This window comes from Mucilaginibacter aureus (assembly GCF_053514885.1).
In genome coordinates this window covers 1782640-1807062 of sequence record NZ_CP170601.1, presented here as the reverse complement: position 1 = coordinate 1807062, position 24423 = coordinate 1782640, and the positions used below count along the sequence as shown (strand labels likewise).

Here is a 24423-nt window from a genome sequence, read left to right as displayed (position 1 = left end):
CGTCATTGCGAGGAACAGCTTGTGCCGAACTTGTTTCGGTAAAGCAATCCCCGACTTACAGAGACGCTTTACAAGACATAGGTTAGTTTTTCACGTTGTAACACATAGGTATTCTTCGGTATTTTTAAAAGCTTTGCGCTTCCTGCTTAGGGGGGAAATTGTAAGAAATTTTTCGCCTGTTCCATACTTTACAACCCGACCAATTTACTTAATAACTCAATAACCAACCAGCTTCGCGCGTCCTGCTAACCTTACAATATAGCAAAAAAAAGCGATAATATCAAGCAGGCTTATCTAAAACCCTTACCACCGTTTGCCCAAAACGCAAAGTGTCTGCGTTTAAACCAAGTCCGGCTATCTTCTCTTCGTCAATATCAATTACCACGCCTTTTTCGTTTTTATCCTTTCCGCTAAACTCAATATCAATACCCAGTTCAGCAAAGCATAAGCGCACAAACTCGCGCATGGTCACATCGGTACCGGGGTATATTTCGTTCAGGGTATTGGTGTAAAGGCATTCCTGCTTGCCTGTAACTACCTGTGCTGTAGCAAAAGCTATTTCGCGTGCTTCGTCCAAAACAGTATATTATTTTCTTTCTTTTTTGAGCAGCTTTAAAAGGTATTGGCCGTAACCGCTTTTAACCAGGGGCGCTGCAATACTTTCCAGCTGTGCAGCGTCAATAAAGCCCATGCGGTAGGCAATCTCTTCAATACAACCTATCTTCATGCCCTGGCGCTCTTCAATTACCTGTACAAACTGGCCTGCCTGCATCAACGAGGCAAAAGTACCGGTATCTAACCAGGCCGTACCACGGCTTAATATACCTACCTTCAATTTCCCCTGTCTCAGGTATTCTTTATTTACATCGGTAATTTCATATTCGCCACGTGGCGATGGTTTGATGTTTTTAGCTATCTCAACAACCGAGTTATCGTAAAAATATAAACCCGGTACAGCATAATCAGATTTTGGCTCCGTTGGCTTTTCTTCTATCGAAATGGCGTGGTTATCCTTATCAAACTCCACTACACCGTAACGCTCCGGATCCGACACCTGATAGGCAAACACCATCCCGCCAACCGGGTCGTTACTCACCTGCAACAGGTGCGATAAACCGTCGCCATAAAAAATGTTATCGCCTAATATCAGGGCCACCTTATCAGTGCCAACAAAATCGGCACCAATTACAAAAGCCTGCGCCAGTCCGTTAGGCTCTGCCTGTACGGCATACTCAAACCTGCAGCCCAAACGCTTACCATCGCCTAACAGTTTTTCAAAGTGAGGCAGGTCGTGCGGTGTCGAAATGATCAGTATTTCCTTAATACCCGCAAGCATTAAAACCGACAGCGGGTAATAGATCATCGGTTTATCATAAACCGGCATCAGCTGTTTACTAACTGCTAAAGTTAAGGGGTGCAACCTGGTTCCAGATCCCCCGGCGAGTATAATTCCTTTCACGGTGTTTACGTATAAGTGTACACAATAATATCAATAATTATTAAAAATGTGTGTTGAATTATGTGAATTAAAGAAACGGTATCAACACAGATCGATAATGAGCATAACGGATACCGGTTTGAAGAGCAGGTAGCGGCGGGATAATTTCATAGTTTTATCAAATTGCTTTGATAATTATATAACAGGTATTGAGTAAATTAGCGCTCATGAAGATAGAATCAGTTATCCCTATTCTGTATTCCGACGATTATTCTGCGTGTGGGACATAACACTAACTGCGATTAACTGATGCAATTAACCTTACATATCACTTTACAAAAGCCGCCTGCTAACCTTACCTATTCCTTGCAAAAAGGCTCGGGGAGTAATTACGACCCCGTACAGGTACAACATTCAACAGGTAACAACCTCAACTTTGATCTATCTATCGAGATCAAGGGTGATCCGCAAACGCATGAGCAGCCCGATTTTCGTGGCCCTTTTGTACAGGGGCCGTTGGGTGGCAGGTTTATTTACCTGGATATCGGCTCATATGCCGGCGGCGGCGGCTGGAGCGGCAGGTTAAAAATACCGCTTGCAGGAATAACCTGGGAAAAGGCTGCCGCACAAAAACTGGCAACCACCGTACCCGGAACGGGCAGGAACGGTATGCCCAACTGCGCTACCGTGAAGCCGTTTGTGGGCTGGCATATCATTTAGTAAAACGGAATATGTTATAGGCCCGAAACCTGGTTCTCCAATTCGGCATACCAGTCAGCACCGTATTTGCGGATAAGCGGCACTTTTAAAAACTCGTGTACACGCACATTCAGTTCGTTACCAAAGGTGCAGGCCGGGGCACAAATGCTCCATCTGTCGTAATTTAAAACATCAAACTCCGGGTATTTGGTTATGCGGATAGGGTATAAGTGGCACGATATCGGTTTTTGCCATTCTATTTCGCCCTGTTCATAGGCCTTTTCAATAGCGCACTTGGTAATGCCGTTCTCCCATATCACGTAGGCACACTCTTTATTCACATCAACACAAGGCGTGGTATAATCGCCCTCAAAATCGGTTACATGGGTGCCAACCTCTTCAATAGTGGCAATACCCTTAGCCGTCATATAAGGTTTAACTTTGGGATATATTTCTTTTAAAATATCCAATTCACTGGCATCAAGCGGCGCGCCCGAGTCGCCCTCCAGGCAGCACGCGCCCTTGCATTTGTTAAGGTTACATACAAAATTCTCGCGCACTACATCTTCATGCACCAATGTATTTAAAACTTCTATCATCAACTTATTTGTTGTTTAAAGGATACTTTAACCCGCTGGCGCTTGCCAGGTCCATGGTTAAGCTCCCTACAATTACTTCAACCTTGGCCTTTACAGGGATCCGGTTTTTGTCATCGGTTATCCAAAGGTAAAGTTTACTATCCTTTTTGAAAATATTACCGGGTATTATGGTCGGGTTAAATTTAAGGCAGTTGAATTTCCCCATCGAACATTCCGCCGTTTCTTTACCCAGGTAGGTAATGGTAAGCGATTGTATACCATCCTCCAAAAAGTAACGGAACACGATCTTGTCGCCTATTTTTAAATTACTTACATCCAGGCAGCGGGCATAGTAATACGCCGCCGGAAAATCAAACACCTTCCCGGTAAACGGAAAAGCACCTTTGTCGGCAGTTATTTTGTGGTCTTCGTGATTAAACACCACATGGTCGGTATGCCTGTATTTGCCTTCGCGGCGATTTTCGGTATACAAATAAGGCAGCAGCGTATTGCAATCAATGTATGATTCATAACGGTTGCGCACTTTGTAAAAAATATCAAAAGTACCGGTGGTTTTGCCGTCGGCAACAATATGGAACACGGGCTTATTCTCGTATTTGGTATCACCGGTCAGTATCTGCAAATCGGCTTCAGCGGCAGTAAATATGCCGTATTTTAGTTTATAATGCAATTTTTCGCCTTGTTGAAACGGTGGTGGCTGGTTATCCTTTTCGGGATCGGTGTTAACAACAGGGCTTTGCAAAAACGCTATCAACAGAAATAAAGACAAGTATTTAATCATATAGCGATTTGCAAATAATTTACGGGCCTAATCTTTTCTTTTATATATCGGTACCGTTGAACAAGGCTCGCCAAACATCAGGCTTTTTACTACAGGCGTAAGCCTGTTTGTTAATTCAACATAAGCCGAATTTGGCACAGCAACATCGCCACAGCCTTTAATTACAACACGCTTATCACGATATTGTTCAACATCTAAAGCCATTAACGCTTTTTCGAACAAAATCGTTTCCAGGGTATCTAAATTTCCAAAAACTATTTCACTGGCGTACGGCGCCAGGCGGTTTGTCAGCAGCATATAGGCCCAGGTTGGCACAATAGCATCAGCACTGCAGGTAACAGCCACGTTTTTACCGGTGTACTGTGCCCAATCGTGCTCCTTTACAAATTCCCTGAAATCCTTTTCGCGCAATATCAAACCCATATAAAGGTTATCCTTTATATCGTATAAAACACGTTCGCCCTGCGGATAAAAGCTCGCCGGATCCACACTGACCAAGCCGCTTTGTGCAACCTTGTTGACTATTTCTTCCTGTATATCCATTGCTTATCAGACAAAAAAAATCCGGAAGAGTAAAATACGCTTCCGGATACAAAATTACTTTATTATATCAACTATAATATCCTTGCTCTGTAATCTTTAATAGTTGCTTTATCTTTAAGCGCCTCTAATACCGAGTTTTCTGCACGTTGCGCTAACGCCTGGCCCATTTGCTCTTTCTGGCGGATATTGTTAGGCAAAGCCGGAGGGTTTACAAAGTTATCAACCGAGAACACATACACACCTTTTTCGCCTGCAACAGCTTTCGAAAGCTTATTGGGCTGCGATGCAAAAATAGTACCTATCAGTTTATTTTCCTGTGCGGTGCCTGGTATTACCGGGTTAGCAAACACAATGTTTTGTACCGGGGTAGCAGTACCGCCAATTTTTTGAGCAACCTGGTCGATAGATGACGACGATTTTACAGCCGCATCAAGTTTCTCGCTCAGTATTTTAGCTTTCGCGATGTTTAAAACCGCGGGTTTAATTTGTTTTTTAACGTTTTCGAGACTTAAAATACCTTTAGGTTTTACCTCGGTTAATTTAGCCACAACGTAGTTATCGCCCGATGAATAAACCTTGTCGGTAAAATCGCCAACACTGGCATCGTTAAACGCCCAGCGTACCAGTTCGCGAACGCTTTCCAGCTGGCCTGCGTTTCCTGCAGTACCTGCAATATCTTCGGCTGTCTTTTTAGTCAGGCCTTCTTTTTTAACTTCAGCGTCAAAGTTATCTTTAGTTAATGATGCCAAAAAGTTTTGCGCTTTTGAGTAAGCCGCTGCCTGTGTTTTGCTGCTTGGGCTTAATGGCTTATCAACTATGGCAACTTTAACCACTTTTGATGAACCTTTTTGGTTCACGATCTCGATAATGTGAACACCGAATTGTGAGGCAACAACTCTAATATCGCCTTTTTTACCATTAAATACCGCGTCTTCAAACACAGGTATCATAGCGCCGCGGCCAAAAGTACCCAGGTCGCCGCCTTTAATGGCCGAGTTTTTATCAACCGAATTGGCAGTAGCCAACTCAGCAAAGGTTTTTTTACCGCTTTGGATCAGTTTTTTTAACGAATCGGCTTTAGCCATCGCATCGGCTGAAGGGCTCAATAAAATGTGGCGTGCAGTAACCGAATCGGGGCCGATATGCGCGTCAACCAGTTTAGCTATTTTATATGCGCCATTAGAGTAGTAAGGGCCATATACAGTGCCGTTAGGCGAGTTAAACATCACGGTATCTAATTTAGGCTCCAGGGTGCCTTTTTTCTGATAGGCCAGGTTTACTTTGGTTTCAGCGTTTAAGGCAACAAAGTTCGAGTCGTTAGTACTTGCCTTAAACTCAGGTATCAATTTTTCAACTGTTGCTTTTACAGCAGCCGAATCTTCTTTTGATGGTGCACCGTTAAAAGCTACATAATCAAGTGTACGCAATTCCTGCTGATTTTTGAACATGTTTTTATGCTCATCATAATAAGCTTTATAATCCTCATCAGTTAAGGTAACCTGAGCATCCGGGATAGAAGCGTAATCAGCCATTACATATTTAAAGTTAACCAGGCGGTTTTTAGCGTCGTAATCGTCTTGCGCATCAAGGCTGTTTACATAAACACCGTTTTTGATCAGGGCCAGATATTTTTCGGCTTTTTTACCGTCAATCAGCTGGTCAACAAAAGCGTCCCAGTTTTGCTTCATCGGATCATTTGATTTGGCGATCTTCATACGGCCCAAAAACTCAATAAGGCTGTTACGGTCAAACTGGCCGGTTTGCTGGTTGCTAAAGTTTTGCAGAATTTGCGGAGCAGGGTTTGGGCCGCTTACCATATCCTGAGTTTCGGCACCGCCAACAGAAATACCTAACCGCTCAATTTCTTTCTGCACAATATTTTGTGTCAGCATCTGGTTCCAAACATTATCCTGTATCATACCAGTAAACTGGGCGTTCAGGCTGCCCTGGCCGGTTTGCTGTTTGTACTGCGTAACCTGCTGATCAACACGTTTGTTAAAATCCTCAATAGTTATTTTTGTGCCGTTAACCTCACCTAAATCATTGGCCGAGCCTCTTAAAAACGACTTACCTGAAGAAATTACTTCGGTAGCCAAAAATGCAACAAGCGAAAGACCAATAGCACCTACTACTATTTTGCCGACCCTGTCGCGTAAAAAATTCATTATACCCATTGTATACTAATATTTATATATTCCGAAAAGAGGGCGCAAGATACAACTTTTGGTAAAAATTTATAAACAATTTTTCACCCTCTCTTTTTACTTAAATCATTGTGTGATATTGCCTTTGGTTACTATCGGCCCATAGCCGTTATCGCCCGAATAATCGGTACCACTTTGGTTACTTTTAAAGTTGCTGAAATTTAGATGAGTGCCATCAATTTTATTGATCTCAACAGGTTGGTTGGAGTAGATCTGCTTTTTACCCGAGTCCCAGATCAACTCGCTTGATTTAAAGGTATCCCCTGCGGCATTGGTTACTACTACGTTCTTTTTAACAGTGATTACCGAATCTCCGTGACTGGTAACTGCATAATCGCCCACAAGTGTGCTTATGATCTTTAAATTTTTATCGTAAAACGTAACCTTGATGCCTTTAGGCATTTCTCTGTAAGGCTTTTTAGTATTATTCTTATAATCTAAAAGCAAGGGCGTTTGTAAAACCGATTTCACATGGGCCGAGTCGCTGTACGTCACATCAACATACATACTGCTATCTACAGGGCTGGTAAATTCTTTGGCAGATATTTCGCGAACGTTCTTCAGGTCGTTTTCGCATGCAGATAAAAGCAGGGCCATTAATAATACCGGTACAAAAAAACCGGTAAGCTGTTTTGCTGCCTGCTTCATCCTGATAAGGTTTAATCAAACTTAAATTTCTGGAACCACTTATCGTTTATCGTAAAGCCTATGCGAAAGTTAAAAAAGGTTTCGCGTACCAGGTTGTTTTCCAATGTTCCTCTTTTACCTAATTCGGCAGAAAGGTTTATTTTGTAAAAACTTGTACGCGACGTTGAAGGCATAGGCAGCCCTATACCGAAGGACCCTGCATATTGTGTAATATCTGTTCCGTTGATGTTGATATAGGTTTTATCATAATTAAAGCCCAAACGGTAATCAACCGCTGCCCAGTAGTTTCCTATCGAGTTAATGTTTGGCGTAATCTGCCCACCCACTGTAAAGCTTTGGCTGTTTTGCAGGCCTGCATTGCTGCCGTTAATAGTTACGTCTGACCACGAAGCCATTTTATATTCGGCCCCTATCATAAACTTACTATCTTTTTGATAGGTGATACCAAACCGGTTTATTAACGGTAATTTTATTTTGCCACTGGTAGTTTCACTTCTTAAACTGTCCAGCGCCGGGTTGATCGAGCCATCGCTTGAAACCGTATACTGGCTCACAATAAATTTAGTATTAGTACTGAGCATGGTATTGGCCGAGCCTGAGTACCCAAAGGTGATCCGAGTATCCGCTTTCAACGGAATTTCGTATTGAACACCGTAATCGTAATTTACCCCACCCACGCTCATGCTGTTTTCAATGCTTGAGTTTAACACCGATGGCAGATCGTTAAATTGCGTTGTGCGGTATTTTTTTTCGTTGCCAAAAATATAGCCCACATTAAAGCCTATATGCAGGTTTTTAAACCCGATACCATAACCTATAAAGCCTTTTGACAGATCCCCCTCGCCGGCATACATGTAACTTGCGGTTGTGGTGGTATCAGTACCGCCTGAAGATGCGTTATTGAGCTTTACCGTACCGGTATTGGTATAATTATAACCCAGATCGGCATAGGGCACCAGGCCAAAACTAAAAGCGGCGTGTTTCCCTGTCGGGATAGCAAAGGCAACATGATTAAGCCTGAAATTACTGCTTTTTTGCGATACCGAGTTCTGGTTCAATGTGGTTGAATTTAAAAATCCCCCCATATCAATGGTCATTAAATTGATAAAGCTGTACGCTGCCGGATTGGCAATGTTGATATCGTTAAACCCACCTGTTTTACCTACCGCAACACTCAAACCACCCATGGCGGTGTTTTGTGGCAAAAGCGGATCCTGGTACAAACCAAAACCGTATTTTGAATAGGGTGAGCTGGTATTGGCCGATGATTGCGCCATAGCGCCGAAAGTAGCGGTCGAAAGTATAAGTAGTATAAAAAGCTTACTATAATTAATCATTATGCTGTTGTATAACTGCGTTTAATCCTGCAAGAACCAAATGCGGTTCAATTTTTATTTGAGGGGCAAAGATGCTATTTTTCAATACAGTATCAAAAAAAATCGAGTCGCCCCCGGTTAGTATAATATTCATTTGTTGCTGTGCCTTAAAGTAGGTTTCAATAAAGCCCAGTATTTCAAACCTGATGCCGTTTTGTACCCCCGATCGTATAGACGAATCGGTATCATACCCAAAAGCACTGTTAAATTCATCGTCGGCCGTTAACAGCGGTAGTGCCGATGTATAATGGTTTAATGCCTTGTAACGCATATTTAGCCCCGGCGATATACTGCCTCCAAAATAATTCCCCTCTTTATCGATCATATCATAAGTAATTGCAGTACCGGCGTCAATTACCAGGTTAGCCTTACCGGGATAACGCGCGTGTGCGCCGGCTATAGCGGCCACACGGTCGGCCCCGAGCGTTTGTGGTGTTTTGTAGTGGTTTTTTACCGATATGGCCATGCTGTTGCTAAATCTAATTAGCTTAACCTGGCCGCCAAGTTGTTGCTCCCAGCTTTCGGCCTGCTTTTTTACCGATGAAATTATTGCTTTTTGGGGTTTATATGTGTTTAAAACGTTACTCAGTATTTCGGCATTAACACCGGCATAACTCTCTATCCAAACTAAATCGTCGCCGCTAAAAACAGCGAGTTTGGTAAACGAGTTGCCAATATCAACAACCAGGTTAGGCATCAGGCCTTAACAAATGCCAGTATCGACTCAAATATTGCCAGGCCATCTTCGTTAGCCAAAAGGCTATCGGCAGCACGCTCGGGGTGTGGCATCATGCCAAACACGTTACGCCCGGCATTACACACGCCTGCAATATTTTCAATAGCGCCGTTAGGGTTAGCTTCGGCTGTGATGTTGCCGCCGGCATCGCAATAACGGAATAATACCTGGTCGTTATCGTTTATCGCTTTCAGAGTATCCGCATCAGCAAAAAAGTTACCCTCGCCATGCGCAACAGGTATTTTTAATGCTTTTGCCGCATCAACCTGCGATGTTAATAATGAGTTTGAGGTTTGCGATTTTAAGAAAATATTGTTGCAGATAAATTTACGCTGGTTATTGTGCAGCAACGCCCCCGGTACCAAACCAGCCTCGGCCAATATCTGGAAACCGTTGCAAATGCCCCAAACGTACCCGCCTTTGGCTGCAAACTGTATTACCTCCTGCATGATCGGCGAAAAGCGTGCTATCGCGCCCGAGCGCAGATAATCGCCAAACGAAAAGCCGCCAGGCAGTATTACAAAATCAACATTTTGCAGATCATGGTCTTTATGCCACAGGCGCACTACCTGCTGACCCATTATTTTTTCCAATACGTAAATGATATCTTCATCGCAATTGGATCCCGGAAAAATGACTACGCCGAACTTCATGCTACAAAACTAACACATGCGGGCACATATGAGCTAATATAAAAGTTAAAAATTGTTAAACTGGAAGTAAATTATGCTAATTACCAGCAAAATATACAGGGTTTCGTAAAACCAGCGCCGGGTGGCGTATAAAAAATAGTAGCCAAAAAACACGCTTGCCGGCACCGCGCATAACATAAAGTGGCTAAGCCTGAAGTTTGCCTTGATGTAAAACGACAGCAGTGCGATGATAAAAATGATAAAAAGCAGCTGGAACGACTTACGGATCTGGATAAAGCTTTTATAATATTTTTCGCGCAGACTTAAAAATGCAAGCGCCAAAATAATGATCACCGGCACCAGTACGATATAATTACGCGGGTCGATCTGTATTTTGTTTGGAAAGGCCGTACCCAGCGGCAACCAGATGGTATAAAACTGTTTAATGCGATCGTTAAGATAATAGTAAACCGCCAAAAAGAAAAAGATGGTGATAAAGCCTACCAGTACAGATGCCCACTCGCGCCAGTTAAACGGGCGAAAGATGATGAGCGCTATCCAAACCGCCAAAAACATATAAATGAACGGGAAATAGATCAGCGTGCCTACGCCTACTATCATACCCAGATCATAAGCGGTGGTTTTGGCACTCTCATTCTTGTAAAAATTAAACAGCTTATCGATCATCAGGATCACCAGGAAATTACAGATGAGCGGGGGGCTTAATATCAAAAACGGTACAAACATACCCGATACCGTAATGAACATCAGGGCCGGCAAAAACGTGGGTTTACCCAGCAAATTATATTTATTAATAATTTGATTGAGCCACAGTGCCTGTATAAATACCAGTACGGCAGCTGCCAACAGGTTATAGAGGGACGAGAAAAAGTTTTCGTACGAGATAGGTATCAGCGAATGCGCAAAAGGCTCAACAAAAGTAAACTCGATATGCGCCGGCAAGTGGATGATAAAATTGATACGCAAAATAAACAAAACCACGCCAAGCCAAAATATATTAACCGGATTAAGTACCCTGAATAATTTGATCATCGGTGTATGGTTCGTTTGTTTAAGGCAATATTAGTAAAAAATGGTGAAGGTGGGAAAGCGGCAGGTTAATTGGAGTAGTGATAAGTATGAATAAAATAAGATGATATTAAGAGATATGAGGTGGAGAAAAATAAAGAGGCGTTGAGAAAAGAAGATTTGGGCGTTGCCTGCGGCCGGGCTATCCGTTCATACTGCACAAGGCATTAGCCACGGCCTGCCCTGAACCCGGTGCACGGCCGGTATCCACTCCGATCCCTAACGCAAATACCGTCTTTAACGCGCATACTTCTTCACCATCGCGTCAACAATGGCAGCAGTTTCGTCGGGGAAGTTTACCTGCACGCGGTTGCTGCTTTCAACCCAGCTTTTGAGTTGGGGTACAAAATTTCCGTCAATCTCTTTAATAACCGGCACACCTAATTTCGAGGCGGCAAGCGCGTTGCACTGCTGCTCGTACTGGTCGGTCATGGGTATCATCAAAACCTTTTTTTTCAGAAACAGTGCCTCGGCAGGGCCTTCAAAACCGCCGCCGCTAAGCAAGCCTTCGCAACTGGCCATACTGGCGTTAAAAGCCTCGTTATTTACCGGGTTAACGGTTACGTTGCCCTCGGTAAAGCTAACTTTTGCCCTTTTCGAAAATATCTGCCAGGGCACATCAATGTGCTTAAGGTGTTTAATCAATGTGCGGTCGTCATAAGCGGGCAGGTATACACTGTAGTGCCCCTTGTTGGTTGGTTCAAGGGCGCGTATCTGGCTGCGAATAACAGGGGTATGGATAAAATCGTCGTACCGGTCAAAATGAAAACCGATATGATGATTGGTAGGCGAGTAGTATTTCAATAACAATTCCGACGGGCTCCACTTGTTCGGTCGGGGCGTCTTCGGCGATACAAACGAACACTGGTGACTTAATGATACCGACTCTACCTTTTGCCATTTGCAGGCCCACGCCGTAACGGGTTCAAAATCGTTTACAACAAGATCGTATTGCTTAAGCGGAAAGGTACGTATATCGCGCCAAAGCTGGCGCAGGTCCATTAGTTTATAGGTAGCCCATTTATCAACGCCTCCCTTTTTGCCAAAAACAAAACTGGCGCCGTGCAGGCGGTATTTTAAAGGTTGGGTAAGCTGCATTTCAGCTTCGGTGCCACTCACAAGCAGGTCAAGCTCGCCGTATTGTGCCAGTAAGGGAGCAATTTCGCGCGCGCGGCTAATGTGCCCGTTGCCTGTACCCTGTATAGCAAATAGTATCTTCATGCGGATAGTGTGGTAAATATAGACAGTTTAGTCACATATCCGCTCGAATGCATTATTATATTAGTGTAAAATCTTAATGGGTTTCCTGCTTAAAGCGTTCCAGCAGGTGCATTACATTCATTTTAGCATCCAGGTCTTCCGAGTCAGTTTTGTCATCGTCCTCAACTTCGGTTTTATAATCATCAGGGTCATAACGGTGTATGCTCCATGCACCATTCATATATTCAAGCGATGAGAGGCTTTCAACCCAATCGCCCGAATTTAAGTATAATACAGAGCCGGTATTATTGGTGTTTTGGATCTGCCTGATCTCGGCATGGTGAATGTGACCGCATATTACATAATCGTACTTCTTGTCTACGGCAAGGTCGGCGGCGGTTTGTTCAAAGTGGTTAATAAACTTAACGGCATCTTTAAACTTACCTTTTATTTTTTGCGAAAAGCTCATTTTTTGCCTGCCCATCGCCGTAAGGCACCAGTTAACAAAACTATTGATGATGATCAGCGTATCGTACCCAACAGCGCCCAGTTTGGCCAGCCATTTGGAGTGCTGCATGGTCACATCAAAAATATCACCATGAAATATCCAGGCTTTTTTACCATCGATGTTTAACAGCACTTTGTTTGAAAGCTGAAAACTGCCCAGGTTAAAATCGGCAAATTTGCGCAGCATTTCATCATGATTACCGGTAAGGTAATAAACCGGCACGCCATCGGTAACAAACTTCAAAATGCGGCGCACCACCTTCATGTGCGTTTCGGGCCAGTATGATTTGCTGAACTGCCAGATATCAATGATATCGCCGTTAAGGATCAATACTTTGGGTTTGATGCTTTTAAGATAACGTAAAAGCTCTTTAGCCTGGCATCCGTATGTGCCCAAATGCACATCGGATACGACTACGATGTCAACCTCGCGCTTTGCCATTCAGTAAGTTTTTGGGGGTAAAATTTAAAGGTGAAGGTTGCATTGCGGCGAATACGCCGGTTAAGGTAAAAAGATAGTTCCGGGTGTTACTCGTCGTCTTCTTCCTCATCAACTTTTAAATCGAACGGGCTGATGTAAAATATACCCACCAGGATGAGTAAAAACCCCACTTCGAATAAATGTATTAGCTCCTGATCCATTGCCTTCAATATTGGGTGCAAATATCTGAATACCAGATTATCTGAATATTAAGACAACGTTAAAAGACGAATGTTTAGTGCGTGCGGAAACTTTTTTCGATCCGCTCCAATTGCTTCAGGTGGTGTTTGGTGTGGATATTGATAAAGCGCAGCCATTGTTTGGCATTTAACAAACCCAAACGGGGATGTTTTACTTTGATAAATGATGATGATTTGCTTATAGCGCCCACCAGTTGCTCAAGCCGCTTTTTTACTTTGATGATGTTGTTGCGGGCTTCCTCCTTATCCATGTTGGTTACCATGGCTGCTATTTTTTTAGGCGCCTTGATCTTTACCGGTGGGAAGCGCCCGGTTAAAAAAACTATCCAGGCCAGCAAGCTCAGGTTTTTGTTATCGATCTGGCCCGACCCGTTAATGCATTTCTCGATCGCGGTAAACGAGCCTAAGTTGGCCTGCAAAATATGGCAATATACTTCGCCGTAGCTCCAGCCGCCACGCGGCGGGGTTTGGTTAAATTGCTCGTCGGGTATTTCGTCCAGCTTTTTTCGGTATATGGCCAGGCTTTCCTCCAACGCTTTTTTATCCGAAGCTATGCTCATAGCAACAAAGTTAACTCATTTAAATGGCTTATTTGCAAAGGCACATGGGCTGGTTTGGGCAGGCCCGCAGGGTTAAAATAAATAGCATCCATACCAAAATTTAAGGCGCCCATTACATCCGCCTCCAGGCTGTCGCCTATCATCATGCTGGTTTGCTTTTCGGCGCCGGCCACGTTCAAGGCATGTTGAAATATTGCCGGGTCGGGTTTGTTTACGCCCACATCTTCGGATACAATGATCTGATCAAAATACTTACCAATACCTGTACCGTTGATCTTCAGATCCTGCGATTCCTTAAATCCATTGGTGATCAGGTGCAGGATGTACTTACCGTGCAGGTATTGCAACGTTTCATGCGCTCCTTCAAACAGGTTGGTTTTGGTGGGACAAATACGTACATAATCATCCTCAAAATCCACCGGTATCACATCAGCGCTGAGGCCCATCTCTAAAAAAGTTTTCTTAAAACGCATTTCGCGTAAGGTTGCCTTGGTTATTTTGCCCACATGGTAATCGGCCCAAAGCTGGTGATTGTTGCGGGTATAAGTTTCAATAAACGCTTTAGCAGAAGGCAAGCCCAGATCACCCAGTTTGTAAACTACATAAAGCTCCTGTAAAGTTTCTTCGGCGTTTTTATCAAAATCCCAAATAGTATGGTCAAGGTCGAAGAAGATATGCTGGTATTTCATTTATGGAAGATGGGATATGTACGATGGAAGATGTGTTTATTTGCAGGTAAAGTTAAGATATGATTGGGAATTTTGCAGCGCTGTTTATTTGAGAAGCACCAATAATTAACCGCGCGTCATTGCGAGGCACGAAGCAATCCCCGACTTACAGAGCGGCTCTGCAGTTCCAACCGAATGTATCGAATGTCTTAAGTAGAGATTGCTTCACTACCGTTCGCAATGACGCGGAGGTATCTTTACATCTTCCATCGTACCTCATCCCTCTTCCATCCCATATCACATTTATGTAAAAAAGCACTGACCTTAAACTATTTACAATGTTCAAGCGTATAGTATATAACGTTAGTTTTTACTAATGTTTATATAAGGTTTGATTTTAGGGGGGCCACGGGTTGGTTCCCCTTTTTTATTGGGCTTTGTATTTGTATTTTTGTTAATAGGATTACACCGATATTTTTTGATTCCACCGATGGCTCAGTGAAGAACTGCTTATCGGCGTTATTCAGAATGAGATGTCTCAAATCTCACATCTCAATACTCATATCTAAAATGGATTTTAAACTAACATCACACTATCAACCCACCGGCGACCAGCCCGAAGCCATCCGCCAATTGGTTGAAGGTGTAAACAACGGCGATAATTACCAAACCCTGTTAGGCGTTACCGGCTCGGGTAAAACCTTTACCGTGGCTAACGTGATACAGCAAACGCAGCGGCCTACGCTGATACTCAGTCACAATAAAACGCTGGCTGCGCAGTTGTATGGCGAGTTTAAACAGTTTTTCCCGGAAAATGCGGTCAATTATTTTGTAAGCTATTACGATTATTATCAGCCCGAGGCCTTTATCCCATCGTCAAATACCTATATCGAAAAGGACCTGCAGATCAATGACGAGATAGAAAAACTGCGTATCCGCACCACTTCGGCATTGATGTCGGGCCGCCGGGACGTGATCGTGGTATCGTCCATATCCTGCATTTACGGTATGGGCAACCCCGAAGATTTTGCCAATTCGGTGTTCCGTTTTGCAGTGGGTACGCGTATTAGCCGTAATGCATTTCTGCATCGTTTGGTCGAGATCTTGTATTCACGTACTACGGCCGATTTTCGCCGGGGTAACTTTAGGGTTAAGGGCGATGTGGTTGATATTTTCCCGGCCAATATGGACCTGGCTTACCGGGTATCCTTTTTTGGCGATGATATAGAAGAGCTGAGCACCTTTGATCCGCAAACAGGTAAAACCGTAGAGAAGATGCAAAATATGGTGGTTTACCCTGCCAACCTGTATGTGGCGCCGCGCGAACGTTTCCAGAAATCAGTTTGGGAAATACAGGACGAGCTGGAAGCCCGCAAAAAGCAGTTTATTGCCGACGGTCGTTTTTTGGAGGCCAAGCGTTTGGAAGAACGGGTTAACTACGACCTTGAAATGATCCGCGAACTGGGTTATTGCTCGGGCATTGAAAACTACTCGCGGTTTTTCGACGGACGCAAGCCCGGCGCAAGGCCCTTCTGTTTATTGGATTACTTTCCGGATGATTACCTGATGGTGATCGATGAGAGTCACGTTACCGTACCGCAAATACGCGCGATGTACGGCGGCGACAGGTCACGCAAAATATCGCTGGTTGAATATGGTTTCCGCTTACCGGCTGCGTTGGATAACCGCCCGCTAAACTTCCAGGAGTTTGAGCGTTTGGCACCGCAAACCTTATATGTGAGCGCTACCCCCGGCGATTTTGAACTGGAAAAAAGCGACGGGGTTGTGGTGGAGCAAGTGATACGCCCGACGGGATTATTGGACCCGGGTATTGAGATTCGACCCGTTATTAACCAGGTGGATGACCTGCTTGACGAGGTTGATAAAACCATTAAGCTTGGTGATCGGATTTTGGTGACCACCCTAACCAAACGGATGGCCGAAGAACTGGCCAAATACATGGACCGCCTGGGTATTAAATGCCGCTATATCCACTCGGAAGTGAAAACTTTGGAGCGTGTTGAAATTTTGCGTGGATTGCGTTTGGGCGAGTTTGACGTGTTGATAGGTATTAACTTATTGCGCGAGGGCCTGGATCTGCCCGAGGTAAGTTTGGTAGCGATTTTAGATGCCGATAAGGAAGGCTTTTTACGGTCAGAACGCTCGCTGATACAAACCATTGGCCGCGCCGCCCGTAATGATCGTGGCCGGGTAATTATGTATGCTGATAAAATTACCGACTCGATGCGGGTAACTATTGAAGAAACCGACCGCCGTCGCGATAAGCAGATAGCTTACAACACCCTGCATGGTATTACACCGCGTACTGTTGGCATGACCAAGGAGAGCATTATTGAGCAGACATCGGTTGTCGACTTTAAAGGCGGTGTACAGCGTGCCTACATTGAAGAGGATATGACCGCAACCCTGGCTGCCGACCCGATAGTGCAGTACATGACCAAGGCCGAACTCAAAAAATCAATAGAGAACACCAAAAAAGATATGCTTGCGGCCGCCAAGGGCATGGATTTTTTACTGGCCGCCAAACTGCGCGACGAAATGTTTGCACTGGAAAAAATGATGGAAGAAAAGTTTTCTTAAAATGAGCATAGAAATCACCCTGCTGGATGTTATTAAGGATTATCAGGAAACTGTGGATAAAGCAGTAACTATCTTTAAAAACAAGTATAAAGTAGATAATATACTGGAGGGCTGGCATACCCGGAAATATAAACCGATCGGAAAGATCAGATGGTCCGGGATCAGATTTTATGCTTTTCATGGCATCGGGTTAACCGTACATTTCAGGGATAAAATTGTAGACTTTGATTTCGCATTTTTTCCGGAACTGCGCCATGACGGTTTTGATATCTGGAGACTGGCTGGTTTTGTAAAAGGCCAGCTCACAAAATATCAAAAGTATCTTGATGAAAATGTATTAAAGTCGGATTTTAACGACCTGATAGCGCGCGGGGTGATCTATAACCCGGTTTTAGAACGTCCGACACTTCTTTATTTTTTTGTATAACTCCAATCGACAAATCGTAACAAACTTGTTATACTCACCATTGAACTAACGAGGATGATTTTTTAATAACTTAGTTTTAAGATATTAACGAAACTGACCTCACCTCATCATGAAACAAAACATCAAATGTGCCTTTGCTGTATTTGCCGGCATATTATGGTTATGTAATGCAACCGCTCAAAAAACCACCCAGGCCCTTTTGTCTATACCTAAAGCCCCAGGCGGCGTTACTGTTGACGGTGTATTGGCAGAATGGGCCGATACCTCTTTTGTTTACAACAGCGATAGTAAACTAAAATATATCATCAGCAGCGATGATACTTACATATACCTGGTGGTCAATCTCGACCAAAAAGCCATCAAGCAAAAGGTATTGGGTGCAGGTATTACCTTATCGTTTAATACCGAAGGCAAAAAGAAAAAAAGTTATAGCTTTAGTTATCCTGTACCTGTTGATGAAAGCCTCAACTATGTAGCCAAGCAGCACGCCCGCATGACCAATGCTAAAGCAGATGGGTTTAAAGGTATTGACGGCGATATGGTACTGCCCGACGAACACGGCTTTAAAGCTGCCTTTGCCTTTAGGGATGATGGCACTGCTGGTTATGAAGCAGCAATACCATTGGCCGCATTAAATATCAAACCCGACGCAACGGCGCTCAATATCAATGTAACGGTTAATGCGCTCGAAAAATCAGACTTTGGAGACAGCGGCGGTATTAGTTCAGGCACCGTAATAACCAAAATGGTTGCTGTTCCGGCCGGCACCCGTCCGCGGACCAACTATGTCCCCAGATCTGGTGTCGGTGCCCCTGCAGGTAGTGGTGCGCCCAAAGACGATGGCCAGGCTGACCTATACAACTCAACTAATTTCTGGTTAAACTATACCTTGCCGGCGAAGTAGTCTTGAGTTCTGAGTCTTGAGTCAATAATCAAAAAAAATTGCGCTGTTGACTCAAGACTCCAAACTGACGACTCAAGACTTTTTTAACAAGTTGTAACAAATCTGTTAGCGCGTTAACAATTCATCCAAATTTCATTTAAGCCGGGTATCGTTGCGGTACATCTTTGTATCATCACAATGAAATTAATAACCCGCTTAGCAACGCTGTGCCTTGTTTTATTTGCAACTCATAGTTTCGCGCAAAAGGACGGCAAACAATACATGCAAAAGGCTCCGGCTGATGTTAATGTTGACGGCAGGTTAACCGAATGGGGCGACTCGCTTGCGCTTTACGACATCAAAACCAAACTCAATTACACGATAGCCAATAATGATACCGACCTGTACGTAATAGCTTACATAACCGACCCCAGGCTAAGACGAAAAATTATGGCGGCAGGCATCACCGTTTCGGTTAACCCGGAAGGAAAAAAGCACAAAACTTTTAGCCTCACCTATCCGGTGCCTGATGGGAAAGCGATATTTAAACCACATTTGGGCGATGAGGACGGTGAGGATATTCAAAAACCATCTTTATTACAATCAACCACCATTAAGGTTACCGGGTTTAAGGAGATGGAAAGCGATGTGATAACAACTAACAATACTTACGGCTTTAAAGCGGCCATCAAGTTTGATGACAAGCACAACCTGGTTTATGAGACTGCCATCCCCATTAAAATGCTCAACGTTAAACCGGGCAAAGCTGATGAACTGGAAATTAACATACAGGTAAACGGTATTGAGCGCCCTGCAAAAGGCGAAGGTGGCGAAAGCAGTGGAATGGGTGGTGGCCGTGGAGGTATGGGCGGCGGAGGCGGAATGGGTGGAGGCGGAATGGGTGGAGGCCGTGGCGGAAGACATGGCGGTGGAGGCGGTGGCATGGGTGCCGGTCAGGGCCGTACCGATGCTTCGGGGATGGGCGAAGCAACCGATTTCTGGGTTAGGCTGGCGTTAAATACGCATTGATTTGATGCTGAAAGCTTTTGCATAAGCGTCATTGCGAGCAGTAGCGTGGCAATCCCCGATTTGAAGGTCGAACTTGCAAAGCCGCTCTGTAAGTCGGGGATTGCTTCGTACTTCGCAATGACGCGATAAAACCTAAATCCGAAATTGAACATCCGAAACGGCGAAGCCCTCTTGAGCACCTTAAAAAATATACAATAGCGAAAAATTCGAAATCACTTCTTCACCCTATCCGCATTATCCTTTACAAAAGCGGACCAACCGGTTTTTGCCTTTTTACCCCCGCCAATACTCGACGTGCCTTTTACGCTGAGTTTTTGAAAAGCATGGCAAACCGCAACGGCAAGTCCGTCGGTTGCATCTAAAAACTGGGGTGTTTCGGTAAATTTAAGCAGGGTTTGCAGCATGGCGGCCACCTGTTCTTTGGTGGCGTTACCGTTCCCGGTGATGGATTGCTTTATTTTACGTGGCGCATATTCGGTGATCGGCAAATTGCGCGAAAGCGCTGCAGCCATAGCCACGCCCTGTGCCCGGCCAAGTTTCAGCATTACCTGGATATTTTTACCATAAAACGGTGCTTCGAGCGCCATACAGTCGGGGTGGTATTCATCTATCAGGCTGATGGTTTTTTCAAATATGCGCTGCAGTTTAAGCGCATGGTCGTCAAGATGGTCAAGTTTAATAACGCCCAGGCTAACCAGTTCAACTTTGGGGCCGGTTTCTTTAACCAAACCATAACCCATTACCGCCGTACCGGGGTCGATACCCAATATAACCCGTTCTTTAACATCTTGCACTTGCATCAACAAGTATAAGCAAAGCTTAACATTATGTTAAAACAATTTAATAAATAAGCCTGTTATAGAGTGCTTATGTAACGCATTTTGTAACATTGCAAAAACATTTACTTTTTGACCAGATCTGCTAAAAAAATCATTTCGTACGGCATCAAGGCCATTATCATAGCGTTTGCTTACTGGTTTATCTATCGTAGCGTTAATAACAAGGGCGAACTGAACCAGTTCAGGTCATTAATAGCAAAGATTGACCATAACCACGTAATGGCTACCCTTACCGCTGTGGTGGTTTTGATGTTGGTTAACTGGGTACTCGAGGCTTTGAAATGGAAATACCTTACCCGGCAGCTCCAACCCATGAGCCTCTGGCGATCGGTAGAAGCAATATTTTGCGGTTTAACCTGGGCCATTTTCACCCCCAACCGCTTGGGCGAATACGGCGGCCGGGTTTTGTTTTTACCACCACATAAACGCGTTTACGGGGTATTTGTAATGGGTGTTGGCCAGTTTGGGCAGGGTACCATAACCAATACCCTGGGAGTTACTGCGTTACTTTGGTTTTTATACAGCTACCTGCATCTCAACCCATGGATACTGGCACTGATTACTGTACTGGGCGTGGCTTGGATGCTTTTTCAACTCATCTGCTATTTCAACATCAAATGGGTGGCCGGCTGGCTGGGCCGAATACCGTTCTTAAAAAAATATAGCCGCTTTTTTGATATCATCGGCAGGTATAGCAAAGCGCATCTCACCAAAGTAATGTTGTTTTGCTTAGCGCGATTTTCGGTGTTCTCGTTTCAGTATTACCTGGTTATCCACCTGTTGCTGCCCGCTTTGCCGGCCTTCCCTGTGATGATGATGGTGTTCAACAACTTCTTCATCCAATCGGCATTGCCAACGCTTGATATCATTGATGTTGGCTTACGCGGGATGACGGCTTCTACATTTTTTGGCTATATTACCACCGAAAAACTGGCCGTTATTGCTGCAGTGTCATCAATATGGCTAACCAATCTAATTATTCCGGCTATTTTAGGTTCTGTATTCGTACTAAAAATCAACTTCTTTGATCGCAATTCATAGTGCCCTTTCGCTCCTGGTTACGGCCGTTTATCTGGCTGTTTTGTGCTACCTTATAAGGGGATGGGCCAGGTTAAAAACGCCCGTTCCATCGGCTAAAGCCCCGGTAACCAAAGTAACCATACTGATTGCCGCCCGCAATGAAGAGGATAAGATACGCGAAACTATCGAGGATATTTTAGCACAGGATTACCCTGCTGAACTGTTTGAGCTGATCATAGCCGACGACCATTCGACCGACCGTACCTCAGAGATCATCAGCAGTTATGCCGATCGTGGCGTAAAGCTTTTACAGCTTTGGGATGAAAAGGCGCTTAACTCATATAAAAAACGGGCCATAACCGAAGCCATCAAACTATCAACCGGCGATTTTTTAGTTTGTACCGATGCCGATTGCCGTATGGGCACGCAATGGCTATCGTCAATTGTCAATTATTACGAAAGCAACAACCTGGTGATGGTATCGTCGCCGGTTGCCTATTCGCGCGAACGCAACCTGTTTGAGATATTGCAAACTTTAGAGTTTGGTTACCTTATCGGGATGGGCGCTGCATTTATCGGTAACGATCGTGCATCAACCTGCAATGGGGCCAACTTTGCCTACCGTAAGGATATCTTTTACGAAGTTGGCGGCTTTAAGGGTATTGACGACCTGGCATCAGGCGATGATGAACTATTACTGCAAAAGGTAGCCGAAAAATACCCCGGCCGCATCGGCTTTTTAAAAAAACGCGAAGCTATAGTTTACACCGATGCCAAGCATACCCTCAAAGAGTTTTTACAACAACGGCGCCGCTGGGCATCAAAATCGGTAAAGTATAAGGATAAACGGGTTGTGGCGGTGGCGGTTGGAATCTGGTTATTCAACCTATCGATGCTGATAAACGCTTTACTGGGATTTGTTAATGCAGATTTTTGGAAGCTTTTATTGTTGCAGTTTACACTGAAAACTATTTTTGAAGCTATTTTTTTGGTACCGATAGGCTTGTTTTTGAAGCGTGCAAACCTGATTTGGTTACTGGTTATGCTGTCACCTATCCATATCATCTACTTTGTATATGTCGGTATTATGGGCAATGCCAAGCGATACGATTGGAAAGGCCGGAATGTACAGTAATAACAAAGCCCCGGCTTATGCCAGGGCTTTGCTCATGATAATCTTAATAATGATTAGTTATACAACTGTTACGTTAACAGCGTTCATACCTTTTTTACCACGTTCTACTTCGTAATTAACCGAATCGTTTTCACGAATCTGATCTTTTAAGCCCGAAGAGTGAACAAACACTTCTTCGCCGCCGTCGGTTGGGACGATAAATCCAAACCCTTTAGTTTCGTTAAAAAACTTTACTTTACCTTCTTGCATTATATTGTTATTAAAATTTAAGCAAAAGTACGAATAAAATTTGGCTAAAGTGCTGTAAATTATGCTTTTATTTCAGAAACAGCGTTTAATAGGTTTAATGGCAGTATTTAGCTAGCATCAAATCGGCTTTGGTACTGCCAATGTTACGCACAAACAGCCAATCTTCGCAGGCGCCTTCGTTATCGCCCTCCTTTAATTTACGGTTGGCCTGTTTTACTATGCGGTCGGCAAAGTCATCGTCAAAACCCAATTGTTCTTTAAGCGCAATGATCTGGTCCTCTTTGGTGGTATCAGCTTTACCGAGGTATTTATTGGCGTAATAATTAGTTACCGCATCAACCAAAGCTTCGCGGGCTTTGTAGGCTTCAATGGCTGCGCCCATATCGGTATTGCCGCTTTCACGGCAACGGGTATCATCTGCGCTAAAGGTTATCGGGATAACCAGGTTAGCGGTAGAATCGTTATCATCAGGTACTATCCATTTGCCCGAGGTCAACTTCAAAACACGGATGGCCTCTTCATCCAGGTCGATACCCATACCTTTATAGATCTTTACATTGTGCACCTTACCTGCCTGATCCAGGTTAAAGCTAACCTGTATAGTACCCGAAATACAGTTTTGCCTCGAATATTCAGGATAAACCAGGTTATCGCGTAAAAAATAACGCAGATCGTTATCGCCGCCTTTAAAGCGGGGCTGGGCATCAACCCTTCCAATGCAGCCGAGTAATAAAACCGTGATTATTATAAAGCGATGTTTCATCCTGTTTATAATAACGTTGTGATGTTTATTTGATTATAACCTGCTCGGGGAATTGCAGGATCAGGTTTGGGTCGGCAATGTTTTGCCGGTAACTTTCTTCTTCAGATGGGCGGCATGCGCCGGGGTAATCTCCCCGATGGCCCTGCATGTCAAACATCAACTGGAAGTGCAAATGCGGCGCCCATCCGCCGTTCTCTTCTGCCGCACCAACCTCGCCCAGGGTTTCGCCTTGCGCAATAGCCATCCCCTCGGATAGCCCCAAAAGCGAATCGGTACTCAAATGCCCGTACAGGCTGTATAGCTTTAAGCCATCCAGATCATGTTCCAAAATAATGGTCGGGCCATAGTCACCGCGCTTATTGTTATCCTGAAAGCTGTGTACAATACCCTGCATGGGTGCCTTTACCATAGTACCGGCATCGCCCCAGATATCCACACCCAAATGCAAACTGCGCGGTTCGCCGGTGGTATTAAACAAGGGCTGATTGTTATAGAGCACGCGGTTCTCAAAATATCCGCCAATAGCATATTTGCATTTCTTTTCTTTTAGCGTGCTAAATAACCACTCCGAAAAAAGGAAAGTATTGGTAACCGTTTCTATCGGCACCTGGGGGCTGCCGGCAGTAAGGTCAAGTTGTAACAACTGGTGCCGTTTAGGGTCAACGTATATTACTTTGCCTATTTTACCGGCATTATGTGCAATAAACTGTTTAAGCTGCTGATGTTTATCCATGCGATAACTATTCGCTTTCTTTCTGGCGTTCTTCCTGGCTTATTTTGTCGAATATCTTGTCCATGCGTTCAACATACTCGCTGGTATCGTCAACAAAAAACTCCAGCTGCGGGATGATCCTTACCTGGTCTTTAATGCGGGCGCCCAATTTATACCGTATTTCGGATGCATGCAGTTTAATGGTTTGCAAAGCGCTTTGGGTGTTAACATTGTTAAAAAAGCTCAAAAAAACACGGGCAAGGGCTAAATCGGGCGTAACCCTCACCTTGGTTATGGTTACCAGTGTATTTGGCAAAAAACTCATGCCCTCGCGCTGAAATATGACTGCAAGATCTTCTTGTATTACTCCTGCAAATTTTTGTTGGCGTTTCGATTCCATATGC

At 44.2% G+C, this 24423-nt stretch carries 27 protein-coding genes; 7 read left to right on the top strand and 20 right to left on the bottom strand.

Annotation, left to right across the window (positions count from 1 at the left end; genetic code table 11):
* Positions 1-280: 280 nt before the first annotated feature.
* Positions 281-577: a hypothetical protein gene (locus tag ACFGVR_RS07605; protein WP_448702169.1), complete on the bottom strand. Its 297-nt coding sequence runs from the start codon at positions 575-577 to the stop codon at positions 281-283.
* A 9-nt stretch (positions 578-586) separates the two neighbouring features.
* Positions 587-1459: a glucose-1-phosphate thymidylyltransferase RfbA gene (gene rfbA / locus ACFGVR_RS07600; RefSeq protein ID WP_448702167.1), complete on the bottom strand. Its 873-nt coding sequence runs from the start codon at positions 1457-1459 to the stop codon at positions 587-589.
* Between the two features lie 288 nt (positions 1460-1747).
* Here rfbA and ACFGVR_RS07595 point away from each other — a divergent pair, with 288 nt between their 5' ends.
* Positions 1748-2158: a DUF5990 family protein gene (locus ACFGVR_RS07595; RefSeq protein WP_448702165.1), complete on the top strand. Its 411-nt coding sequence runs from the start codon at positions 1748-1750 to the stop codon at positions 2156-2158.
* Between the two features lie 14 nt (positions 2159-2172).
* Here ACFGVR_RS07595 and ACFGVR_RS07590 read toward each other — a convergent pair whose 3' ends face one another.
* From ACFGVR_RS07590 to ACFGVR_RS07530, 13 genes are all read right to left on the bottom strand, one after another.
* Positions 2173-2736, bottom strand: coding sequence for a DUF3109 family protein (locus ACFGVR_RS07590; protein WP_448702162.1), 564 nt, complete (start codon positions 2734-2736; stop codon positions 2173-2175).
* 4 nt (positions 2737-2740) lie between these two features.
* Positions 2741-3505, bottom strand: a complete 765-nt coding sequence (locus ACFGVR_RS07585) for a DUF3108 domain-containing protein (protein WP_448702160.1) — start codon at positions 3503-3505, stop codon at positions 2741-2743.
* Positions 3506-3544: 39 nt separating this feature from the next.
* The gene (locus tag ACFGVR_RS07580; RefSeq protein ID WP_448702159.1) at positions 3545-4060 is read right to left on the bottom strand and encodes a DUF2480 family protein; all 516 of its coding nucleotides are present in this window, start codon (positions 4058-4060) and stop codon (positions 3545-3547) included.
* Between the two features lie 71 nt (positions 4061-4131).
* Positions 4132-6225: a peptidylprolyl isomerase gene (locus tag ACFGVR_RS07575; RefSeq protein WP_448702157.1), complete on the bottom strand. Its 2094-nt coding sequence runs from the start codon at positions 6223-6225 to the stop codon at positions 4132-4134.
* A 105-nt stretch (positions 6226-6330) separates the two neighbouring features.
* A complete protein-coding gene (gene lptC, locus ACFGVR_RS07570) occupies positions 6331-6912 on the bottom strand; it encodes an LPS export ABC transporter periplasmic protein LptC (protein ID WP_448702154.1) in 582 nt (193 codons plus the stop codon).
* Positions 6913-6923: 11 nt separating this feature from the next.
* On the bottom strand, positions 6924-8249 hold the full coding sequence (locus tag ACFGVR_RS07565) for a hypothetical protein (RefSeq protein WP_448702152.1): 1326 nt from the start codon (positions 8247-8249) through the stop codon (positions 6924-6926).
* A complete protein-coding gene (locus ACFGVR_RS07560; RefSeq protein WP_448702150.1) occupies positions 8242-8985 on the bottom strand; it encodes a type III pantothenate kinase in 744 nt (247 codons plus the stop codon). The genes ACFGVR_RS07565 and ACFGVR_RS07560 overlap by 8 nt, the downstream gene beginning before the upstream one ends.
* Positions 8985-9677, bottom strand: coding sequence for a phosphoribosylformylglycinamidine synthase subunit PurQ (gene purQ, locus ACFGVR_RS07555; protein WP_448702149.1), 693 nt, complete (start codon positions 9675-9677; stop codon positions 8985-8987). The genes ACFGVR_RS07560 and purQ overlap by 1 nt, the downstream gene beginning before the upstream one ends.
* 45 nt (positions 9678-9722) lie before the next feature.
* The gene (locus ACFGVR_RS07550) at positions 9723-10709 is read right to left on the bottom strand and encodes a DUF6427 family protein (protein ID WP_448702147.1); all 987 of its coding nucleotides are present in this window, start codon (positions 10707-10709) and stop codon (positions 9723-9725) included.
* 273 nt (positions 10710-10982) lie between these two features.
* Positions 10983-11966 (bottom strand): glycosyltransferase family protein, encoded by a 984-nt coding sequence (locus ACFGVR_RS07545; RefSeq protein ID WP_448702145.1) that lies wholly within the window; start codon positions 11964-11966, stop codon positions 10983-10985.
* 73 nt (positions 11967-12039) lie between these two features.
* The gene (locus tag ACFGVR_RS07540) at positions 12040-12894 is read right to left on the bottom strand and encodes a UDP-2,3-diacylglucosamine diphosphatase (protein WP_448702144.1); all 855 of its coding nucleotides are present in this window, start codon (positions 12892-12894) and stop codon (positions 12040-12042) included.
* Positions 12895-13168: 274 nt separating this feature from the next.
* Positions 13169-13693 carry a DinB family protein gene (locus ACFGVR_RS07535; RefSeq protein WP_448702142.1) on the bottom strand — a complete coding sequence of 175 codons (525 nt, stop codon included), beginning with the start codon at positions 13691-13693 and terminating at the stop codon, positions 13169-13171.
* On the bottom strand, positions 13690-14382 hold the full coding sequence (locus ACFGVR_RS07530) for a YjjG family noncanonical pyrimidine nucleotidase (RefSeq protein ID WP_448702140.1): 693 nt from the start codon (positions 14380-14382) through the stop codon (positions 13690-13692). The genes ACFGVR_RS07535 and ACFGVR_RS07530 overlap by 4 nt, the downstream gene beginning before the upstream one ends.
* Positions 14383-14931: 549 nt before the next feature.
* Between ACFGVR_RS07530 and uvrB the strand changes: the two genes are divergently transcribed.
* The 4 genes from uvrB to ACFGVR_RS07510 all read left to right on the top strand — a co-directional run bounded on the left by uvrB (position 14932) and on the right by ACFGVR_RS07510 (position 19301).
* On the top strand, positions 14932-16962 hold the full coding sequence (uvrB, locus tag ACFGVR_RS07525) for an excinuclease ABC subunit UvrB (protein ID WP_448702138.1): 2031 nt from the start codon (positions 14932-14934) through the stop codon (positions 16960-16962).
* Between the two features lies 1 nt (position 16963).
* The gene (locus tag ACFGVR_RS07520; RefSeq protein ID WP_448702137.1) at positions 16964-17389 is read left to right on the top strand and encodes a DUF6896 domain-containing protein; all 426 of its coding nucleotides are present in this window, start codon (positions 16964-16966) and stop codon (positions 17387-17389) included.
* Between the two features lie 109 nt (positions 17390-17498).
* A complete protein-coding gene (locus ACFGVR_RS07515; RefSeq protein ID WP_448702135.1) occupies positions 17499-18293 on the top strand; it encodes a hypothetical protein in 795 nt (264 codons plus the stop codon).
* Between the two features lie 177 nt (positions 18294-18470).
* On the top strand, positions 18471-19301 hold the full coding sequence (locus ACFGVR_RS07510) for a hypothetical protein (protein WP_448702133.1): 831 nt from the start codon (positions 18471-18473) through the stop codon (positions 19299-19301).
* A 212-nt stretch (positions 19302-19513) separates the two neighbouring features.
* Here the strand turns inward: ACFGVR_RS07510 and ruvC are convergent, their stop codons facing one another.
* Positions 19514-20101 carry a crossover junction endodeoxyribonuclease RuvC gene (gene ruvC / locus ACFGVR_RS07505; RefSeq protein WP_448702132.1) on the bottom strand — a complete coding sequence of 196 codons (588 nt, stop codon included), beginning with the start codon at positions 20099-20101 and terminating at the stop codon, positions 19514-19516.
* A 108-nt stretch (positions 20102-20209) separates the two neighbouring features.
* Between ruvC and ACFGVR_RS07500 the strand changes: the two genes are divergently transcribed.
* The gene (locus ACFGVR_RS07500) at positions 20210-21181 is read left to right on the top strand and encodes a hypothetical protein (RefSeq protein ID WP_448702131.1); all 972 of its coding nucleotides are present in this window, start codon (positions 20210-20212) and stop codon (positions 21179-21181) included.
* Positions 21165-22295: a glycosyltransferase gene (locus ACFGVR_RS07495; RefSeq protein ID WP_448702130.1), complete on the top strand. Its 1131-nt coding sequence runs from the start codon at positions 21165-21167 to the stop codon at positions 22293-22295. The genes ACFGVR_RS07500 and ACFGVR_RS07495 overlap by 17 nt, the downstream gene beginning before the upstream one ends.
* A 57-nt stretch (positions 22296-22352) precedes the next feature.
* On the opposite strand, the gene ACFGVR_RS07490 is transcribed toward ACFGVR_RS07495, so the two are convergent.
* The 4 genes from ACFGVR_RS07490 to rbfA form a co-directional block, all read right to left on the bottom strand.
* Positions 22353-22544 carry a cold-shock protein gene (locus ACFGVR_RS07490; RefSeq protein WP_448702128.1) on the bottom strand — a complete coding sequence of 64 codons (192 nt, stop codon included), beginning with the start codon at positions 22542-22544 and terminating at the stop codon, positions 22353-22355.
* A gap of 94 nt (positions 22545-22638) precedes the next feature.
* Entirely contained in the window at positions 22639-23307 is a 669-nt protein-coding gene (locus ACFGVR_RS07485; RefSeq protein ID WP_448702127.1) for a TonB family protein, read from the bottom strand.
* A gap of 25 nt (positions 23308-23332) precedes the next feature.
* Positions 23333-24040, bottom strand: a complete 708-nt coding sequence (locus tag ACFGVR_RS07480) for a peptidoglycan DD-metalloendopeptidase family protein (RefSeq protein WP_448702126.1) — start codon at positions 24038-24040, stop codon at positions 23333-23335.
* Between the two features lie 7 nt (positions 24041-24047).
* Entirely contained in the window at positions 24048-24419 is a 372-nt protein-coding gene (rbfA, locus tag ACFGVR_RS07475) for a 30S ribosome-binding factor RbfA (RefSeq protein WP_448702125.1), read from the bottom strand.
* Positions 24420-24423 lie beyond the last annotated feature (4 nt).

Bases quoted from the DNA above. Each gene is read 5' to 3' on its own strand.
- ACFGVR_RS07565 (WP_448702152.1), bottom strand. From the start codon at position 8,249: ATGATTAATTATAGTAAGCTTTTTATACTACTTATACTTTCGACCGCT.
- ACFGVR_RS07590 (WP_448702162.1), bottom strand. From the start codon at position 2,736: ATGATAGAAGTTTTAAATACATTGGTGCATGAAGATGTAGTGCGCGAG.
- ACFGVR_RS07560 (WP_448702150.1), bottom strand. From the start codon at position 8,985: ATGCCTAACCTGGTTGTTGATATTGGCAACTCGTTTACCAAACTCGCT.
- ACFGVR_RS07535 (WP_448702142.1), bottom strand. From the start codon at position 13,693: ATGAGCATAGCTTCGGATAAAAAAGCGTTGGAGGAAAGCCTGGCCATA.
- uvrB (WP_448702138.1), top strand. From the start codon at position 14,932: ATGGATTTTAAACTAACATCACACTATCAACCCACCGGCGACCAGCCC.
- ACFGVR_RS07510 (WP_448702133.1), top strand. From the start codon at position 18,471: ATGAAATTAATAACCCGCTTAGCAACGCTGTGCCTTGTTTTATTTGCA.
- rbfA (WP_448702125.1), bottom strand. From the start codon at position 24,419: ATGGAATCGAAACGCCAACAAAAATTTGCAGGAGTAATACAAGAAGAT.
- ACFGVR_RS07490 (WP_448702128.1), bottom strand. From the start codon at position 22,544: ATGCAAGAAGGTAAAGTAAAGTTTTTTAACGAAACTAAAGGGTTTGGA.
- ACFGVR_RS07515 (WP_448702135.1), top strand. From the start codon at position 17,499: ATGAAACAAAACATCAAATGTGCCTTTGCTGTATTTGCCGGCATATTA.
- ACFGVR_RS07550 (WP_448702147.1), bottom strand. From the start codon at position 10,709: ATGATCAAATTATTCAGGGTACTTAATCCGGTTAATATATTTTGGCTT.
- ACFGVR_RS07480 (WP_448702126.1), bottom strand. From the start codon at position 24,040: ATGGATAAACATCAGCAGCTTAAACAGTTTATTGCACATAATGCCGGT.
- ACFGVR_RS07540 (WP_448702144.1), bottom strand. From the start codon at position 12,894: ATGGCAAAGCGCGAGGTTGACATCGTAGTCGTATCCGATGTGCATTTG.
- ACFGVR_RS07530 (WP_448702140.1), bottom strand. From the start codon at position 14,382: ATGAAATACCAGCATATCTTCTTCGACCTTGACCATACTATTTGGGAT.
- ACFGVR_RS07575 (WP_448702157.1), bottom strand. From the start codon at position 6,225: ATGAATTTTTTACGCGACAGGGTCGGCAAAATAGTAGTAGGTGCTATT.
- ACFGVR_RS07595 (WP_448702165.1), top strand. From the start codon at position 1,748: ATGCAATTAACCTTACATATCACTTTACAAAAGCCGCCTGCTAACCTT.
- ACFGVR_RS07485 (WP_448702127.1), bottom strand. From the start codon at position 23,307: ATGAAACATCGCTTTATAATAATCACGGTTTTATTACTCGGCTGCATT.
- ACFGVR_RS07580 (WP_448702159.1), bottom strand. From the start codon at position 4,060: ATGGATATACAGGAAGAAATAGTCAACAAGGTTGCACAAAGCGGCTTG.
- ACFGVR_RS07520 (WP_448702137.1), top strand. From the start codon at position 16,964: ATGAGCATAGAAATCACCCTGCTGGATGTTATTAAGGATTATCAGGAA.
- ruvC (WP_448702132.1), bottom strand. From the start codon at position 20,101: ATGCAAGTGCAAGATGTTAAAGAACGGGTTATATTGGGTATCGACCCC.
- ACFGVR_RS07545 (WP_448702145.1), bottom strand. From the start codon at position 11,966: ATGAAGATACTATTTGCTATACAGGGTACAGGCAACGGGCACATTAGC.
- purQ (WP_448702149.1), bottom strand. From the start codon at position 9,677: ATGAAGTTCGGCGTAGTCATTTTTCCGGGATCCAATTGCGATGAAGAT.
- lptC (WP_448702154.1), bottom strand. From the start codon at position 6,912: ATGAAGCAGGCAGCAAAACAGCTTACCGGTTTTTTTGTACCGGTATTA.